The sequence below is a fragment of the Streptomyces sp. WZ.A104 genome (assembly GCF_002382885.1).
In the GTDB taxonomy this organism is placed as follows: domain Bacteria; phylum Actinomycetota; class Actinomycetes; order Streptomycetales; family Streptomycetaceae; genus Streptomyces.
In genome coordinates, this window is record NZ_NWVL01000002.1 from 56650 (window position 1) to 73126 (window position 16477).

General features: G+C 71.9%; 16 protein-coding genes. 10 read left to right on the forward strand and 6 right to left on the reverse strand.

Annotated elements, in window-relative coordinates; all coding sequences use genetic code 11:
• The first annotated feature begins 47 nt into the window (after positions 1-47).
• The 4 genes from CIB93_RS01345 (at position 48) to fabF (ending at position 3660) form a co-directional block, all read left to right on the forward strand.
• Positions 48-962, forward strand: a complete 915-nt coding sequence (locus CIB93_RS01345; protein ID WP_096623155.1) for an ACP S-malonyltransferase — start codon at positions 48-50, stop codon at positions 960-962.
• An 11-nt stretch (positions 963-973) separates the two neighbouring features.
• Positions 974-2005, forward strand: a complete 1032-nt coding sequence (locus CIB93_RS01350) for a ketoacyl-ACP synthase III (protein ID WP_096623157.1) — start codon at positions 974-976, stop codon at positions 2003-2005.
• 64 nt (positions 2006-2069) lie between these two features.
• Positions 2070-2318, forward strand: coding sequence for an acyl carrier protein (locus tag CIB93_RS01355; protein WP_096623159.1), 249 nt, complete (start codon positions 2070-2072; stop codon positions 2316-2318).
• 76 nt (positions 2319-2394) lie between these two features.
• Positions 2395-3660 carry a beta-ketoacyl-ACP synthase II gene (fabF, locus tag CIB93_RS01360; protein ID WP_096623161.1) on the forward strand — a complete coding sequence of 422 codons (1266 nt, stop codon included), beginning with the start codon at positions 2395-2397 and terminating at the stop codon, positions 3658-3660.
• Between the two features lie 84 nt (positions 3661-3744).
• Here the strand turns inward: fabF and CIB93_RS01365 are convergent, their stop codons facing one another.
• Positions 3745-4239 (reverse strand): DUF3145 domain-containing protein, encoded by a 495-nt coding sequence (locus CIB93_RS01365; RefSeq protein WP_015608304.1) that lies wholly within the window; start codon positions 4237-4239, stop codon positions 3745-3747.
• A 372-nt stretch (positions 4240-4611) separates the two neighbouring features.
• Between CIB93_RS01365 and CIB93_RS01370 the strand changes: the two genes are divergently transcribed.
• The 3 genes from CIB93_RS01370 to CIB93_RS01380 all read left to right on the forward strand — a co-directional run bounded on the left by CIB93_RS01370 (position 4612) and on the right by CIB93_RS01380 (position 7028).
• The gene (locus CIB93_RS01370) at positions 4612-5550 is read left to right on the forward strand and encodes an SGNH/GDSL hydrolase family protein (RefSeq protein ID WP_096623163.1); all 939 of its coding nucleotides are present in this window, start codon (positions 4612-4614) and stop codon (positions 5548-5550) included.
• 120 nt (positions 5551-5670) lie between these two features.
• Positions 5671-5856 (forward strand): hypothetical protein, encoded by a 186-nt coding sequence (locus CIB93_RS01375; RefSeq protein WP_096623165.1) that lies wholly within the window; start codon positions 5671-5673, stop codon positions 5854-5856.
• Positions 5857-5858: 2 nt separating this feature from the next.
• Entirely contained in the window at positions 5859-7028 is a 1170-nt protein-coding gene (locus CIB93_RS01380) for an amidinotransferase (protein ID WP_257001958.1), read from the forward strand.
• Here CIB93_RS01380 and CIB93_RS01385 read toward each other — a convergent pair.
• On the reverse strand, positions 7016-9496 hold the full coding sequence (locus tag CIB93_RS01385; protein WP_096623167.1) for a glycoside hydrolase family 3 protein: 2481 nt from the start codon (positions 9494-9496) through the stop codon (positions 7016-7018). The two genes, CIB93_RS01380 and CIB93_RS01385, sit on opposite strands and share 13 nt — an antisense overlap.
• 173 nt (positions 9497-9669) lie before the next feature.
• Between CIB93_RS01385 and CIB93_RS01390 the strand changes: the two genes are divergently transcribed.
• Together CIB93_RS01390 and CIB93_RS01395 are read left to right on the forward strand one after the other, a co-directional pair.
• Complete coding sequence (locus CIB93_RS01390) at positions 9670-10290, forward strand: TetR/AcrR family transcriptional regulator (RefSeq protein ID WP_096623169.1); 621 nt, start codon at positions 9670-9672, stop codon at positions 10288-10290.
• A gap of 118 nt (positions 10291-10408) precedes the next feature.
• Positions 10409-12331 carry an FAD-dependent oxidoreductase gene (locus CIB93_RS01395; protein ID WP_096623171.1) on the forward strand — a complete coding sequence of 641 codons (1923 nt, stop codon included), beginning with the start codon at positions 10409-10411 and terminating at the stop codon, positions 12329-12331.
• Between the two features lie 62 nt (positions 12332-12393).
• Here CIB93_RS01395 and CIB93_RS01400 read toward each other — a convergent pair whose 3' ends face one another.
• The 3 genes from CIB93_RS01400 to CIB93_RS01410 all read right to left on the reverse strand — a co-directional run bounded on the left by CIB93_RS01400 (position 12394) and on the right by CIB93_RS01410 (position 14918).
• Positions 12394-13155: an EI24 domain-containing protein gene (locus CIB93_RS01400; RefSeq protein ID WP_096623173.1), complete on the reverse strand. Its 762-nt coding sequence runs from the start codon at positions 13153-13155 to the stop codon at positions 12394-12396.
• 84 nt (positions 13156-13239) lie between these two features.
• The gene (locus tag CIB93_RS01405; protein WP_096623175.1) at positions 13240-13668 is read right to left on the reverse strand and encodes an organic hydroperoxide resistance protein; all 429 of its coding nucleotides are present in this window, start codon (positions 13666-13668) and stop codon (positions 13240-13242) included.
• A gap of 230 nt (positions 13669-13898) precedes the next feature.
• Positions 13899-14918, reverse strand: a complete 1020-nt coding sequence (locus CIB93_RS01410; RefSeq protein WP_096623177.1) for an NADP-dependent oxidoreductase — start codon at positions 14916-14918, stop codon at positions 13899-13901.
• A gap of 147 nt (positions 14919-15065) precedes the next feature.
• On the opposite strand from CIB93_RS01410, the gene CIB93_RS01415 reads away from it, so the two are divergent.
• The gene (locus CIB93_RS01415) at positions 15066-15506 is read left to right on the forward strand and encodes a MarR family winged helix-turn-helix transcriptional regulator (RefSeq protein ID WP_096623179.1); all 441 of its coding nucleotides are present in this window, start codon (positions 15066-15068) and stop codon (positions 15504-15506) included.
• A 46-nt stretch (positions 15507-15552) separates the two neighbouring features.
• On the opposite strand, the gene CIB93_RS01420 is transcribed toward CIB93_RS01415, so the two are convergent.
• A complete protein-coding gene (locus CIB93_RS01420) occupies positions 15553-16416 on the reverse strand; it encodes a hypothetical protein (protein ID WP_096623181.1) in 864 nt (287 codons plus the stop codon).
• Between the last annotated feature and the right edge of the window lie 61 nt (positions 16417-16477).

Consider the following 16477-nt stretch of genomic DNA (forward strand, 5'->3'; position numbering starts at 1 on the left):
CCTGTCCCCACGGGCGTGCGGAGCCGTCCACAAGAGAGAGTGTGAGGGTGCTCGTACTCGTCGCTCCCGGCCAAGGCGCTCAGACGCCCGGCTTCCTGACTCCCTGGCTCGACCTCCCCGGTGCCACCGACCGCATCGCGGCCTGGTCCGATGCCATCGGGCTCGACCTTGCCCACTACGGCACGCGGGCCGACGCGGACGAGATCCGCGACACGGCCGTGGCCCAGCCGCTCCTCGTGGCCGCCGGACTGCTGTCGGCAGCCGCCCTGGACGCCTCCCCGTCCGTCGTCGCGGGCCACAGCGTCGGTGAGATCACCGCCGCCTCGATCGCCGGCGTCATCGAGGACGAGGCCGCACTCCGCTTCGTCCGCACCCGGGGGCTCGGCATGGCCGAGGCCGCCGCGGTCACCGAGACCGGTATGGCGGCCCTCCTCGGCGGCGACCCCGCCGTGACCGTCCCGCACCTGGAAAAGCTCGGGCTGACCCCCGCCAACGTCAACGGCGGCGGTCAGATCGTCGCCGCGGGCACCGCGGCCCAGATCGCCGCCCTGGAGGCCGACAAGCCCGAGGGCGTGCGCCGGGTCGTCGCGCTGAAGGTGGCCGGTGCCTTCCACACGCACCACATGGCCCCGGCCGTGGAGAAGCTGCGCGCGGCCGTCGGCGACCTCACGGTCTCCGATCCGACCGTGACGTACGTCTCGAACGCCGACGGCCACACCGTGGCCACCGGCACCGAGGTCATCGCCCGGCTGGTCGGGCAGGTCGCCAACCCGGTCCGCTGGGACCTGTGCATGGAGACCTTCCAGGAGCTCGGCGTCACGGCGCTGGTCGAACTGAGCCCCGGCGGCACCCTCACCGGGCTCGCCAAGCGGGCGCTGCCCGGCGTCAAGACGCTCGCGCTCAAGACCCCCGACGACCTCGACGCCGCCCGCGCGCTCATCTCCGAGCACGCAGGCGCCTAAGGAGCCCGAGCATGTCGAAGATCAAGCCCAGCAAGGGCGCCCCGTACGCACGGATCCTCGGGGTCGGCGGCTACCGCCCGACCCGGGTCGTGCCGAACGAGGTGATCCTCGAAACGATCGACTCCTCCGACGAGTGGATCCGCTCCCGCTCCGGCATCGTCACCCGCCACTGGGCCTCCGAGGAGGAGACCGTGGCCGCGATGTCCATCGAGGCGTCGGGCAAGGCCATCGCCGACGCGGGCATCGATCCCGAGCAGATCGGCGCGGTCGTCGTCTCGACCGTCTCGCACTTCAAGCAGACCCCGGCCGTCGCCACGGAGATCGCCCACAAGATCGGCGCGGGCAAGCCCGCCGCCTTCGACATCTCGGCCGGCTGCGCGGGCTTCGGCTACGGCCTCACGCTCGCCAAGGGCATGGTCGTCGAGGGCTCGGCGGAGTACGTCCTCGTCATCGGCGTGGAGCGGCTCAGCGACCTGACCGACCTGGAGGACCGCGCGACGGCCTTCCTGTTCGGTGACGGCGCGGGCGCGGTCGTCGTCGGCCCCTCGCAGGAACCGGCCATCGGCCCGACCGTGTGGGGCTCCGAGGGCGACAAGTCCGAGACCATCAAGCAGACGGTGGGCTGGAACGACTTCCGCCTCGGCGATGTCTCCCAGCTGCCTCTCGACTCGAAGGGCGAGGTCAAGTTCCCGGCCATCACGCAGGAGGGCCAGGCGGTCTTCCGCTGGGCCGTCTACGAGATGGCGAAGGTCGCCCAGCAGGCGCTGGACGCGGCCGGGATCGCCCCGGAAGACCTGGACGTCTTCATTCCGCACCAGGCCAACATGCGGATCATCGACTCGATGGTGAAGACCCTGAAGCTGCCGGAACACGTCACGGTCGCGCGTGACATCGAGTCCACCGGCAACACGTCCGCCGCCTCGATCCCGCTCGCGATGGAGCGGCTCCTGGCGACCGGTCAGGCGAAGAGCGGCGACACCGCGCTCGTCATCGGCTTCGGGGCGGGTCTCGTCTACGCCGCGACGGTCGTTACCCTCCCCTAGGCACACCGGACCGTATCGGTCCGTATGCACGAACCCTGAAGAAACCCACCGAAGGAGCGCCAAGATGGCCGCCACGCAGGAAGAGATCGTCAACGGTCTCGCCGAGATCGTCAACGAGATCGCCGGTATCCCGGTCGAGGACGTCCAGCTGGACAAGTCCTTCACCGACGACCTGGACGTCGACTCGCTGTCCATGGTCGAGGTCGTCGTCGCCGCCGAGGAGCGCTTCGACGTGAAGATCCCCGACGAGGACGTCAAGAACCTCAAGACGGTCGGCGACGCCGCCGCCTACATCCTGAAGCACCAGGGCTGATCCCAGCCCGGCTGTGTCGCCACCCGGCGGTGGCGCCGCTGATTCACGACCCTCTACACGTGGAGAAGATTTTCCAGTGAACTCGACCAATCGCACCGTGGTCGTCACCGGTATCGGCGCAACCACTCCGCTGGGTGGCGACTCCGCATCGACCTGGGAAGGTCTGATGGCCGGCCGGTCCGGCGTCAAGCCTCTCGAAGGTGAGCGCTTCGCCGAACTGCCTGTCCGGATCGCCGCCCTCGCGGCCGTCGACCCGGGCGACGTACTTCCCCGTCCGCTGGCCCGCAAGCTGGACCGCTCGGCGCAGTTCGCGCTGATCGCGGCCCGCGAGGCATGGGCGGACGCGGGCTACACCGGCAAGGCCGGTGACGAGGACGAGACCATCCGCCCCGAGCGTCTCGGCTCGGTCATCGCCTCCGGTATCGGCGGCGTGACCACCCTGCTCGACCAGTACGACGTGCTCAAGGAGAAGGGCGTACGCCGCGTCTCCCCGCACACCGTTCCCATGCTCATGCCCAACAGCCCGGCGGCCAACGTCGGCCTGGAGGTCAACGCCCAGGCCGGTGTCCACACCCCGGTCTCCGCGTGCGCCTCGGGCGCCGAGGCCATCGGCTACGCCGTCGAGATGATCCGTACCGGCCGGGCCGACGTGGTCGTCGCCGGAGGTACCGAAGCGGCCATCCACCCGCTGCCGATCGCCGCGTTCGCCAACATGATGGCGATGTCCAAGAGCAACGACGAGCCCGAGAAGGCCTCGCGCCCGTACGACACCGGCCGGGACGGCTTCGTCCTCGGCGAGGGCGCGGGCGTCGTCGTCCTGGAGTCCGCCGAGCACGCGGCCAAGCGTGGCGCGAGGGTCTACTGCGAGGTGCTGGGCCAGGGCCTGTCGGCCGACGCCCACCACATCGCGCAGCCCGAGCCCACCGGGCGGGGCATCGCCGCCGCGATGCAGAACCTGCTGGACTCCAGCGACCTCAAGCCGTCCGAGGTGGTCCACCTCAACGCCCACGCCACGTCGACGCCGCAGGGTGACGTCGCGGAGATCAAGGCGCTGCGCAGGGTGCTGGGCGACGACCTCGACCATGTCGCCATCTCCGCGACGAAGTCGATGACAGGTCATCTGCTCGGCGGCGCGGGCGGCATCGAGACGGTGGCCACCGTGCTCGCGCTGCACCACCGGGTCGCTCCGCCGACGATCAACGTCGACGAGCTGGACGAGGAGGTCGACGCGGACATCGTGCGCGGGGAGCCGCGGGCACTGCCCGAGGGGCCGATCGCGGCGATCAACAACTCGTTCGGGTTCGGCGGTCACAACGTGGTGCTGGCGTTCCGGTCCGTCTGAAGCCTTGCACAGTGAAGACAGGGTGAAGCCCGCTTCCCGGGGTCCCGGGAGGCGGGCTTCGTCGTTCTTCGGGGCTCCGGGAAACTAGACGACCTGGTGGAGCCAGCGGACCGGGGCTCCCTCGCCCGCGTGGCGGAAGGACTCCAGCTCGTCGTCCCACGGCTTGCCAAGGAGGGAGGCGATCTCCACCTCCAGGTCGCTCTCGCCGCGCGTCGAGCGGGCCAGGGCGGCGCGCAGCCGGTCCTCGGGGATCAGGATGTCGCCGTGCATACCGGTGACGGCGTGGAAGATGCCGAGGCCGGGGGTGGAGCTGTAGCGCTCGCCCTCGGCGGTGGGGCAGGGCTCCGCGGTCACCTCGAAGCGCAGCAGATCCCAGCCGCGCAGGGCGGAGGCGAGCTGCGAGGCGGTGCCTGCCCGGCCCTTCCAGGAGAATTCGGACCGCCAGGTGCCGGGCGCGGCCGGCTGTCTGATCCAGTCCAGCTGGACCCGCACACCGAGGACGCCCGCCACTGCCCACTCGACATGTGGGCACAGCGCGCGCGGTGCGGAGTGAACGTACAGGACTCCACGTGTCGTCACCGGAACCTCCCGTGTGGGACGAGGTACGCCTTCCCCAGCGGCCTCGCGCCCGTACCGCCTCTTTCCGGCCGGCTCCCGAGGTTGTCATCAGTAAACAGCATCGGGAGTTAATCTCCTGAAAAGGGACAGTATGTGACGTGACGTAATGTACCGGAGCCACCCGTGTGTACGCGGGCGGGCGGAGCACCACTGGTTCGACGGGGAAAAGCTACCGTGCGCCGGGGCCGTCCGTGTGACGTACCGTCGGTCCTGGGCCCCTGATTCGCCCAGCTTCACCCGGCAGGGCGCGCACGCCTTTGACCTGGGGACGCGGAGCGTGCCGGGGGGCATGTCCAGAGGCATAAGCCAGGGGTGACCGGAGGGGAAGAGCGAATGGCGGAGCGTGCGACACACCCTCGGACGCGCAGGACCGCCGCCGCGCTGACGGCGCTCTCGTGCGTCGGCGTGGCCGCGCTGGCCGGGTGCGGCGGTGGCGGCCAGGACCACGGCGTGTCACGGAACGCGCCCGCCGCCCCGCGCAGTGCCGCGCCGTCCCCCTCCCCCACGCCCACCACACCGGACTGGAATCCGCGGCCTGGGTCGGTCGCGGCCGTCGGGGACTCCATCACCCGGGGGTTCGACGCCTGTTCGGTGCTGGCGGACTGCCCCGAGGTGTCGTGGGCGACCGGGAGCGACAGTTCGGTGCGGAGTCTCGCGGTCCGGCTGCTCGGGGCGTCGAAGGCGGCGGACCGCAGCTGGAACCACGCCGTGTCGGGGGCCCGGATGGTGCAGCTGCCCGAACAGATGGCGCTGGCGGCGAAGGAGCGGCCGGAGCTGGTCACGGTGATGATGGGCGCGAACGACGCCTGCCGGGAATCGGTGCGGCTGATGACACCGGTGGCGGACTTCCGGGCCTCGTTCGAGGCGTCGATGCGTCAGCTGCGGGCCGGGGCGCCGAAGGCGCGGGTGTACGTCTCCAGCGTGCCGGATCTGAAGCGGCTCTGGTCGACCGGGCGGACGAACGAGATGGGCAAGAAGATCTGGGACCTCGGGATCTGCCAGTCCATGCTGGCCGACGCGGACGACCTGGGGCCCGCGGCGGTGGCCCGGCGGGACGCGGTGCGGAAGCGGGTGGTGGCGTACAACGAGGTGCTGCGGGAGGTCTGCGCCAAGGACCGGTACTGCCGGTACGACGGCGGGGCGGTGTTCGGCTTCCGCTTCACGCGTACGCAGCTCAGCCCGTGGGACTGGTTCCACCCGAGCCGCGACGGTCAGGCCCGGCTGGCGGAGATGGCCTACCGCAACATCACGGCCGCGGAACCGCCCGCGTAGGACCGTTCACCATGGCCACCGGCACCGGAACAGCCGCCTCCGCCGAAAGCTCCGGCGCTCTCGCGGACGGGTAGCCCGTGCGCAGGTGGACGCGGCCTCGGTGACGGCGGGGGCGCCCCGGTGGCCGGGACGACCGAGCCGGGGCTCCAGCTGTACACGGCCGACCACTTCGACGGGCGGCCGTCACGACGTACGGGTTCGGCGTGCGCCGACGACCGCGAGACGGCGCCGACCGGTGGCGCGAACCCGCACTCCGCCTTCACCATGGGTAACGTGACGTGCCCGTCGGCGACCGAAGGTGGTTGATCATGGCCGTGGAGCGGAGGCCCTGCGATACGGCGGTGGACGCGGACCCTGCCCCGATCCGCAGGACGCCACCCGCCCCGGACACGGCCACTCCCGTCTCACCGGTCAATTCCCACAACGAGTGGGACCCGCTGGAGGAGATCATCGTCGGGCGTCTCGACGATGCGACGATCCCTTCCAGCCATCCCGTGGTGTCCTGCAACATCCCGCCCTGGGCGGCCCGCCTCCAGGGGCTCGCCGCCGGTCGGAAGTACCCGCGCCGGCTGATCGAGCCGGCGCGGCAGGAGCTGGACGGCTTCGTCGAACTCCTTCGGACACTCGGCATCACCGTCGTCCGCCCCGACCCGGTCGACCACCGGCGGCGCTTCGCGACTCCCGACTGGTCCTCGCGCGGCTTCTGCAACACCTGCCCGCGCGACAGCATGCTGGTCATCGGCGACGAGATCATCGAGACCCCGATGGCGTGGCCGTGCCGCTATTTCGAGACGCACTCCTATCGCCGGATCCTCAAGGACTACTTCCGGCGCGGGGCCCGCTGGACGGCCGCGCCGAAGCCGGAGCTGACGGACGAGCTGTTCGAGAAGGAGTTCCGGACCCCCACGGCCGACGAGCCCATGCGCTACATCCTCACCGAGTTCGAGCCGGTCTTCGACGCGGCGGACTTCGTCCGGGCGGGGCGCGATCTGTTCGTGACGCGCAGCAACGTCACCAACGCCATGGGCATCGAGTGGCTGCGCCGCCACCTCGGTCCCGGTTACCGCATCCACGAGATCGAGAGCCGCTGCCGTACGCCCATGCACATCGACACGACGTTCCTCGTGCTCGCTCCCGGCAAGGCGCTGGTCAATCCGGAGTACATCGACGTCGACCGGCTGCCCGCCGTGCTGGACTCCTGGGACATCCTGGTGGCGCCCGAGCCCGATCCCATCGACGAGCGGCTGCTGAGGATGACCTCGCTGTGCGGCCGGTGGCTCAGCATGAACATCCTCATGGTCGACGAGACGCGGGTCATCGCGGAGCGGCACCACACCGGGATGCTGCGGGCGCTCGAAGGGTGGGGCTTCGAGCCGATCCCCTGCGACCTGCTGCACTACGCGCCGTTCGGCGGCTCCTTCCACTGCGCGACGCTCGATGTGCGGCGGCGCGGGACGCTGGAGTGCTACTTCGACTGATCCGCCGGGACCTCGACCGAGGTGGTCGCACGGACGTCGGTGAGGGACCGGGCCGCCTGGACCTCGTAGGTCCCGGGGACCGCCCTCCAGCCGTTCTCGGACTCCTCCCAGGTCTCGTACGCGCGGGGCTCTACGGGGATCGTGACCTCGACGCTCTCGCCGGGGGCGGCGGTGACCCGGGCGAATCCGGCCAGCCAGCGGGCGGGGCGTTCGGGGGCGTCGGCGGCGGCTCCGGGGGCCAGGTAGATCTGGACGGTGTCGCTGCCGGTGCGGGGGCCGGTGTTGCGGACGCGGACGGTGACCGCCTCGGGGGTGGCCGAGACGGCGTCGTACTCCCAGGTGGTGTAGCCGAGTCCGTGGCCGAAGGCGTACGCGGGGGCCGTGCCCGCCTTCTCCCAGGCGCGGTAGCCGATGAATACGCCCTCGGTGTAGGGGAGTTCGCCGTTCACCGGGGTGGTGGCGGTGACCGGGGCGTCGGCCAGGGTGACGGGCCAGGTGGTGGGCAGGCGGCCGCCGGGCTCGTGCGCGCCGAGCAGCACGTCGGCGAGCGCGTGGCCCGCCTCCTGCCCGGGGAACCAGCTGAGCAGGACGGCGGCGACCTCGTTCCGCCAGGGCAGCTCCACCGGGGAACCGGAGTTGACGACGACGACCGTACGGGGGTTGGCGGCGGCCACCGCGTGGACGAGGGCGTCCTGGTGACCGGGGAGCTTCAGGTCGGTGCGGTCGAAGCCCTCGGACTCGACGTGCTCCGTGGTGCCGACGACCACGATCGCGGTGTCGGCGGCGCGGGCCGCCCCGACGGCCTCGGCGATCAGTTCGTCGGGGTGGCGCTGGGGGCCGAGGTGGACGAGGCAGCAGGAGACGCCCTTGAACGCGTGGCCGGGGACCGGGACCGGGTGGTGGGTCAGGGAGACCTCGACGGGCTCGCCGGCGGTCAGGGCGATGCGGCCGCGCTCGACGGGTTCGCTGAAGAACGCGCCCAGCGGGTCGGTGCCGGGGGCGCGGTCCTGGGTGCCGTCGTGGAGGGTGCGGCCCGCGACGGTGAGCGTGAACCCTCCGAAGCCCCGTGTGCCGAAGGTGTGCTCGCCGCTCTCTCGCGGGGTGAACGTGCCGGTGATCTCGACGCTGTGCAGGGTCTCATGGGTGACCCCGTCGGGCAGGTCGGCCCCGATCCACTGGATCTGCCCGGTGGGCAGGGGGACGGTGGCGAGGACGGCTCCCAAGGCGTCGCGGCAGACGGCTCCGAGGTCGAACCCGGCGTCGGCGATGGAGAGTTCACCGCTGGGGTCGGCGCCGACGGCGTAGGTCAGGGCACCCTCGGGGAGGGCGGCGGTGAGGCCGTCGAGCGGGGAGACCACGTTGCCGGGGAAGACGAGCGCGGAGCCGCCGCCGAGCACCCGGGCGTCCCGGGCCAGCGCCCCGATCAGCGCGACGGAGCCGCCGGGTGCGAGCGGCAGGGCCCCGGCCTCGTTGCGGGCGAGCACGAAGGAGCGGCGGGCGATCTCGCGGGCCAGCTCCGCGCCGTCGAGGGGCGCGGGCAGCTCGGCGGGAGCCACGGCGGGCGGGGCGGAGTCCAGGGCGCCGACGCGGGCGGCGAGCAGCAGGACGTTGCGTACGGCGAGGTCGACGATCTTCTCGTCCACCTCCCCGGCGTGGACGGCGGTGGCGAGCGCCTCGCCGTAGACCGTGCGCGGGCCGGGCATGGCCGCGTCCAGCCCGCCGGTGATGGCCCCGGCGGTGGAACGGGCGGCGAGCCAGTCGGAGACGATGAAGCCGTCGAAGCCCCATTCGCCGCGCAGGACGGCGTTCTGGAGGTAGCGGTGCTCGGTCATGGTCGAGCCGTTGACCTGGTTGTAGGCGGCCATGACGCCCCAGGGGTGGGCGTTTCTGACGATCCGCTCGAAGGGGGCGAGGTAGAGCTCGCGCAGGGGGCGCGGGGCGACGACGTTGTTGACGGTGAAGCGGTCGGTCTCGGCGTCGTTGGCGACGAAGTGCTTGACGGTGGTGCCGACTCCGCCGTCCTGGACTCCCCGGACGTAACCGGTGCCGATCTCGCCGGTGAGGTACGGGTCCTCGCTGTACGCCTCGAAGTGGCGGCCGCCGAGCGGGCTGCGGTGCAGGTTGACGGTCGGGGCGAGCAGCACGTGGACGCCCTTGCGGCGGGCCTCCTGGGCGAGCAGCCGACCGGCGCGGCGGGCCAGCTCCGGGTCCCAGGCGGCGGCGAGCGCGGTGGGCGAGGGCAGCGCGACCGAGGGGTCGGCGGCGGTCCAGCGCACGCCCCGGACTCCGATCGGGCCGTCCGACATCACCAGCGAGCGCAGACCGATCGCGGGCAGGGCGGGCAGCGACCACAGGTCCTGACCGGCCAGGAGGCGGGCCTTGTCGTCGAGGGAGAGGGCGGCGAGCGCCGCATCGACGGCTTCCCGGCGGAGGGCATCGGAGTTGCTGGTGCTGGACGCGGCTGCCACGGCCGTACCTCCTGGTCGAGCCCGATGGTGGTCTCCATGGTGACTCGGCGACCGGTAGCACGGTAGGTTTCGTTATACTCTCGTTACGATACCGGGGTGCGGGGGCCGGGTGATGACGTACGGTCCTGCTGACGGGCTCCGGCGTGGGGCCGGCGGCACGGAAGGGGCCTGCGATGGCACGGGCCAGGAGCGAGGAGCGGCGGGCCGGCATCCTGAACGCCACCCTCGAAGTGATCGCCGAGCGCGGCTACCGGGGTGCGACGCTGGGCGCGGTCGCCGAGCGGGTGGGTCTGAGCCAGCAGGGGCTGCTGCACTACTTCCCGACCAAGGAGGCGCTGCTGGTCGCGGTGCTGGCGGACCGGGACCGCTGGGACACCGGCGGCGGCCCCCGCGAGGAGGGTTCCTGGCGTCTGGACCTGCTGGGCTCGCTGGTGGAGTACAACGCGATGCGCCCCGGGATCGTGCAGACCTTCTCGGCACTGCTGGGCGAGAGCGTGACGGAGGACCACCCGGCCCGGGACTTCTTCACCCGCCGCTACACCCAGGTCCGGGCCGCCATGGCGGCGACACTGCGCGCGGAGTACGGCGAGACGCTGCCGGGCGGGCTGAGCCCGGAGCGGGCGGCGGTGCTGCTGGTGGCCGTGATGGACGGGCTCCAGTACCAGTGGCTGCTGGACCCGGAGGCGGTGGACATGCCGGAGGCGTTCGCGGACTTCCTGGCGCTGTTGCGCGCTCAGCCGCCCGCGTCACCCAAGTCGCCCAAGTCACCGGGGAAGAATGCCGACTTGAGCTGACCAGGGTACCGCAGAACCGCCAACCCAAGATCATCAAGTGCCCCCCTGAGAGTGATTCGTCGGGGTCCTGGCGCGTTCCATGCGACGGCACCGCCCGCTGGGGGCCAGGGTGATCACCATGCACTTCACCCCTGCCGAACCCTCGCCTGCCCTGCCGTCCCGCCGTTCGGTGATCGCCGGGACCGCCGCCGGCGCCGCCGCCCTCACCGCGGCCGCGGTGAGCGTCGCACCGGCCCGTGCGGCCGCGGCGACCCCCGCGCCCGCACCCGTCTCGGACTGGGACGCCTGTCTGGCTGTTGCTCGCGCCATCCTCGTGTACGACGACAACGACGAGCCGCTGGTGCCCGGCTACCGCGATGTCCTGCTCGGCTCGGGCCTGCCGCGCACCGGCAAGGACCGCAAGAAGGTCCTCGTCGTCGGAGCGGGTCCGGCCGGACTGACCGCCGCGCACCTGCTGCGCCGGGCCGGGCACACGGTCACCGTCATCGAGGCCAACGGCAACCGGGTCGGCGGCCGGATCAAGACCTTCCGCAAGGGCGGCCACGAGAACGCCGAGGCCGCCTTCGCCGACCCGAAGCAGTACGCCGAGGCCGGCGCCATGCGCATCCCGGACAGCCATCCGCTGGTCACGGAGCTGATCGACAGCTTCGGCCTGAAGCGCCGCCGCTTCCACCTGGTCGATGTGGACGCCGACGGCAAGCCCGTGGGCCGCACCTGGATCCACGTCAACGGCGTCCGGGTCCGCCGCGCCGACTACGCGCAGAAGCCGCAGGCGGTCAACCGGTCCTTCGGCGTACCGGCGGAGTTCGAGGACAAGCCCGCCTCACAGATCGTTCGGGAGGCCCTCGCCCCCGCACGCGCGAAGATCACGGGCAAGGAGGGCTCCGAGCTGGTCAAGGGCTGGGCGGAGGTGATCCGGGACTACGGGCACTGGTCGATGTTCCGCTTCCTGACCGAGGAGGCCGGGCTCGACGAACGTACCGTCGACCTCATCGGCACGGTCGAGAACATGACCTCACGGCTCCATCTCGCCTTTGTGCACAGCTTCATCGGGGCCTCGCTGATCAGCCCCGACACCGCGTTCTTCGAGCTGCCCGACGGTACGGCCACCCTGGTGGACGCGATGTACGAGCGGGTCGAGGACCTGGTGCGGCTGGACCGCCGGGCCACCCGGATCAGCCACGGGCCGGACGGGGTCAGCATCGAGACCGTATCCGAGGGGCGCGGCGCCCCGGTGGTGCGGGAGACGTTCACCGGGGACCGGGCCATCGTCACGGTCCCCTTCTCGGGGCTGCGCCACATCCCGGTCCTGCCCGCCATGTCGTACGGCAAGCGCCGGGCGGTCACCGAGATCCACTACGACGCGGCGACCAAGGTGCTGCTCGAATTCGGCCTGCGCTGGTGGGAGTTGTCCGAGGAGGAGTGGAAGGAGCAGCTCGACGCCGTACGCCCCGGGCTCTACGACGACTACCGGCTCGGCCGCGCCCCGGCGGACGGTTCACTGCTCGGCTCGCACCCCTCTGTCCCGGACGGGCACATCCCGGCCGACCAGCGGGTGCACTACGCGGCCTGCCGGGCGACGGCCCGGGACCAGCCGGAGGCCGCCCGGGTCATCGGCGGCGGTTCGGTGACCGACAACGCCAACCGCTTCATGTTCCAGCCCTCCTACCCGGTCGAGGGCAGCACGGGCGGTGTCGTGCTCGCCTCGTACAGCTGGGCCGACGACGCGCTGAAGTGGGACTCCCTGGACGACGCCGAGCGCTACCCGAGGGCTCTGGGCGGGATGCAGGACGTGTACGGGCAGCGCATCGAGGTCTTCTACACGGGTGTCGGGCGTACCCAGTCCTGGATGCGTGACCCGTATGCGTACGGCGAGGCGTCCGTTCTCCTGCCCGGTCAGCACACCGAGCTGTTCGGCGATGTCCGCACGGTCGAGGGGCCGTTGCACTTCGGGGGCTGCCACACCTCGGTCAAGCCCGCCTGGATCGAGGGGGCGCTGGAGTCGGCGGTCCGTACCGCGCTGGAGGTCCACAGCGCCTGAGCGCGGGCCCGGCCGCCCCGCCCGGTCCCGCCCGCTCACGCACGTTGCGGCGTCTTGGCGGGTCAGTGGGCGGGAGCCGGCTCCGTCGCCGGGTCGACCAGGTCGCGGACGAGGAGGGTGGCCCCGGCGACGGCCCCCGGCATGAGGAACACCGCGACGAACGGGACCAGGAACGAGAGGGCGAGCGGGACCCCGAAGCCCAGGACCAGCAGCCTGCGGGGGCGCAGCAGCCCGAGCCGCTCCTTCAGGGCGAACCCCCTGCGCTGGAGGGCCACTCCGGTCAGCTCCTGGGCCAGAAAGTATCCGGAGACGCAGAAGCCGATCGCGGGCACGACGGTCTGCCCGACGACCGGGATGAAACCGCAGGCGAAGAGGGCGATCCCGTACAGGGCGACGCGCAGCAGGATGCGGACGGAGTCACGGGCGGAGATCAACAGCTCGCGCCAGAGCGGCAGCCCGGACTCGGGTACCTCGCCGCCCTCGCCGCGGTCGACCTCCTCGGACAGCGAGTCGTAGAAGGGCTGGCCGAGCAGGAGCGTGACGGCGGTGAACGTGATCACCGCGAGGAACAGGCCGAGGACGAAGACGAGCGCGGTCAGCCCGGTGCGCAGCAGTCCCTGCCAGGGCGAGGACCAGGCGTCGGCGAACGGGGTGGCCCAGGCGACGAAGTCGTCGGCGCCGTAACCGAGTCCGATGAGGGCCCCGGCGTAGATGACCAGGGTGATGAGTCCGGGCAACAGGCCGAATCCGAGCCAGCGCCCGTTCTGAACAGCCCAGCGCTGCCCCTTCACCAGATAACCGAAACCCGCCCCCAGATCACTCATGGGTGTCAGCGTACTGGCGTGCGGGAACGGGACGAGGACCGCACTCCGGGAAGGAGCGCGGTCCTCGTGCGAAGCTCCTGCCGGTCAGGCGACCGCGAGCCCGACCTCGATGTTTCCGCTGGTGGCGGACGAGTAGGGGCAGACCTGGTGGGCCTTCTCCACGAGCGCCTGGGCGGTGGCCCGGTCGACGTTCGGGATGGAGGCGGTGATCGCGACCTCCAGACCGAAGCCGCCCGCCTCGTTCTTGCCGATGCCGACCGAGGCGGTCACCGTCGAGCCGGAGATGTCGGCGTTCTCCTGGCGGGCGACGACACCCAGCGCTCCCTGGAAGCAGGCGCTGTAACCGGCCGCGAAGAGCTGTTCCGGGTTGGTGCCCGCGCCGCTGCCGCCGAGGGCCTTCGGCGGGTTGACGACGACGTCGAGCTGACCGTCGTCCGAGGAGACGCGGCCGTCGCGGCCGTTCTCGGCGGTGGCGACGGCGGTGTAGGCGACGTCGATCTTCTGGATGGCCATGATGTGAGGATTCCTCCGGTTGGTGCGCCGCGACTCGCGCCCACGATCGCGACGGCCTGGGGATGAGCCTAACGGGTGACATCCCCGGGCCGGGCGCGGGCCGGACCGCACGGGACGTGGGCCGGGCCACACGGGACGTGGGCCGGGCCACACCGGGCGTGGATCGGGCCGCACCGGACGTAGGCCGGACCGCACCGCACCGGACGTGGGCCGGACCGTACCGGCGTGGGTCAGGCGAGCGAGACGATCATCTTGCCGGTGTTCTCGCCGCGCAGCAGGCCGACGAAGGCGTCGTAGCCGTTCTCGATGCCCTCGACCGTCGTCTCGCGGTACTTCAGCTCGCCCGAGGCCAGCCAGCCCGCGACCTCCTGGACGAACCGCCCCTGGAGGTCGGCGTGGTCGCTGACGAGCAGGCCCTGGATGCGCAGCCGCTTGCCGATGATCAGCGCCATGTTGCGCGGGCCGGGGGTCGGCTCGGTGGCGTTGTACTGGGCGATCATGCCGCAGATGGCGGCGCGGCCGTGCACGTTGAGCGCGCCGATCGCGGCTTCGAGGTGGTCGCCGCCGACGTTGTCGAAGTAGACGTCGATGCCGTCGGGGGCGGCTTCCGCGAGCTGGTCGCGGACGGGCCCGTTCTTGTAGTTGAACGCGGCGTCGAAGCCGTACTCCTCCACGAGGAGCTTGACCTTCTCGTCGGAGCCCGCCGAGCCGATGACCCGGGAGGCGCCCTTGATCTTCGCGAGCTGGCCGACCTGGCTGCCGACGGCCCCGGCGGCGCCGGAGACGAAGACCGCGTCGCCCTCCTTGAAGGAGGCCACCTCGAACAGGCCCGCGTAGGCGGTGAGTCCGGGCATGCCGAGCACGCCGAGGTAGGCGGAGAGCGGGGCGAGGTCGGCGTCGACCTTCACCGCGTGCTTCGCGGGCAGGTCGGCGATCTCGCGCCAGCCGAGACCGTGCAGGACGTGGTCGCCGACGGCGAAGCCCTCGGCGTTGGAGGCGATGACCTCGCCGACCGCGCCGCCGTCCATGGGGTGGCCGAGCTTGAAGGGCGGGGTGTACGACTTCACGTCGTTCATCCGGCCTCGCATGTACGGGTCGACCGAGAAGTGCTTGTTGCGGACGAGGATGCGCCCTTCGGCCGGAGCGGCGACCGCGGCCTCACGCAGCGCGAAGTCCTCGGCCTTGGGCCAGCCGTGCGGGCGGGCGACGAGGTGCCATTCGCGGCTGGTCGTGGGAAGTGCAGCAGACATGGGCTCGGGTTCTCCTCAATGTCCTACGGGGAAACTACGGGGAAGGTCTACCGGTACGGGGAAGGCCCACCGGAAAAGGTTCATTACCTGAAACAACCATGCTCCTGGATATTTCATGTTGTCAAGTAACTCGGTAGGCTGTTCTCCATGACCAACCGCACAGACACCGTGACCCTTGAGGTCGTCGAGCTCATCGGCACCGTCGTGGCGCGCTACCACGAGGAGTACGACCGGGCCGCCGCCGAGCACGCCCTCACGGGGGCGCAGGCACGGGTGCTCGGGCTGCTCTCCCTGGAGCCCCTGCCGATGCGGAAGATCGCCCTCAAGCTGAAGTGCGAGCCGTCGAACGTGACCGGGATCATCGACCGGCTGGAGACCCGGGGACTGGTCGAGCGCAGGCCCGATCCGGCCGACCGGCGGGTGAAGCTGGCCGCCGCGACGGATCAGGGCAGGCGTACGGCCCGGGAGCTGCGGGACGCGCTGGACTTCGCCCGGGAGCCGCTGGCCGGGCTCTCCGGCACCGAGCGCACGGTGCTGCGGGACCTGCTGCGCCGGATGCTGGGCGAGGAGCCGGGCCCCGGCGCCTGATCACGCCCGCCCGGCCCCGCCCACCGGCTGACGGCGCCCGGCGCCGCTACACGCACCACCAGAGGAACCGGGTGCAGGTCGGGGACGGCGTGGGGGCGGGCGTCGGCTCAGCCGGAGGGGGCGGTGGGGACGCGGGGGCCGTCGTCGGCTCCTCCGGTTCGCCGGGGGCGGGCGAGTCGGCGGGCGGGCTGTCGGACGGCTCGGGCGCACCGGACTCCTCGGGGTCCGGTGAGGCGGCGGGCGGAGTCGTCCGGGACGCTTCGGGGCTCGGCGGCTTCGCGGGGGCGCCATCGGGGGCGCCCGTCGGTGAGGCGCCCGCAGCGGGATTCCCGGTCGCCCCCGTGCGGGTGCCGACCGGGCCCGGGTCCCGGGGCTCTTCGATGGCCGGGGGCTCGGGCACCGGCTCGGTGGGACCGCCCGGCGCCTCGCGTACGTAGTCGGCGGCGGTGTTGTCGCGCCCGGGCTCCCGGGCCAGTTCGGCCAGGCTCAGCACGCCCGCCGCGAGCAGCAGCCCGAGGGCCGCGAGCAGCACGGCCCGGCCGCGTCGGCGGTGGCTGCCCCGGCTCCCCCGACCGGACCCGGCGCGGCGCTGCCCACGCCGCTCCTCGCGGCGCCGTCCGCGTACGGGGTCGGCAGGGCGGTGAGCGACCTCTGCATGACCGGCCTCGTCGGACGGGTGCCACACGGTGGCGGCCGTATCGCGCACGGACTCGCGTCCGCGCTCGTGCTCGCGTCCGCGCGTGCGTCTGCGGCGGCCGACGGGTGCGGACGACGGTGCGGCCGTTTCGTCCGGTACGTACGCGGTGGGCCCGGGCACGGCGTAGGGGCCCAGCGCCTCGGCGGGAGTCCCGCACCCGGCGCAGGCCAGGGCTCCGTTGAGATGCCGTCGGCACGGGTGGCAGTAATCCATGGCGCCCGCAGGCTAGACGTGCGTGGATCAACGAAGGAAGCCGCGCAGGTGAGGATCCTGT

Bases quoted from the DNA above. Each gene is read 5' to 3' on its own strand.
- CIB93_RS01350 (WP_096623157.1), top strand. From the start codon at position 974: ATGTCGAAGATCAAGCCCAGCAAGGGCGCCCCGTACGCACGGATCCTC.
- CIB93_RS01355 (WP_096623159.1), top strand. From the start codon at position 2,070: ATGGCCGCCACGCAGGAAGAGATCGTCAACGGTCTCGCCGAGATCGTC.
- CIB93_RS01370 (WP_096623163.1), top strand. From the start codon at position 4,612: ATGGCGGAGCGTGCGACACACCCTCGGACGCGCAGGACCGCCGCCGCG.
- CIB93_RS01380 (WP_257001958.1), top strand. From the start codon at position 5,859: ATGGCCGTGGAGCGGAGGCCCTGCGATACGGCGGTGGACGCGGACCCT.
- CIB93_RS01390 (WP_096623169.1), top strand. From the start codon at position 9,670: ATGGCACGGGCCAGGAGCGAGGAGCGGCGGGCCGGCATCCTGAACGCC.
- CIB93_RS01395 (WP_096623171.1), top strand. From the start codon at position 10,409: ATGCACTTCACCCCTGCCGAACCCTCGCCTGCCCTGCCGTCCCGCCGT.
- CIB93_RS01400 (WP_096623173.1), bottom strand. From the start codon at position 13,155: ATGAGTGATCTGGGGGCGGGTTTCGGTTATCTGGTGAAGGGGCAGCGC.
- CIB93_RS01405 (WP_096623175.1), bottom strand. From the start codon at position 13,668: ATGGCCATCCAGAAGATCGACGTCGCCTACACCGCCGTCGCCACCGCC.
- CIB93_RS01410 (WP_096623177.1), bottom strand. From the start codon at position 14,918: ATGTCTGCTGCACTTCCCACGACCAGCCGCGAATGGCACCTCGTCGCC.
- CIB93_RS01415 (WP_096623179.1), top strand. From the start codon at position 15,066: ATGACCAACCGCACAGACACCGTGACCCTTGAGGTCGTCGAGCTCATC.
- CIB93_RS01420 (WP_096623181.1), bottom strand. From the start codon at position 16,416: ATGGATTACTGCCACCCGTGCCGACGGCATCTCAACGGAGCCCTGGCC.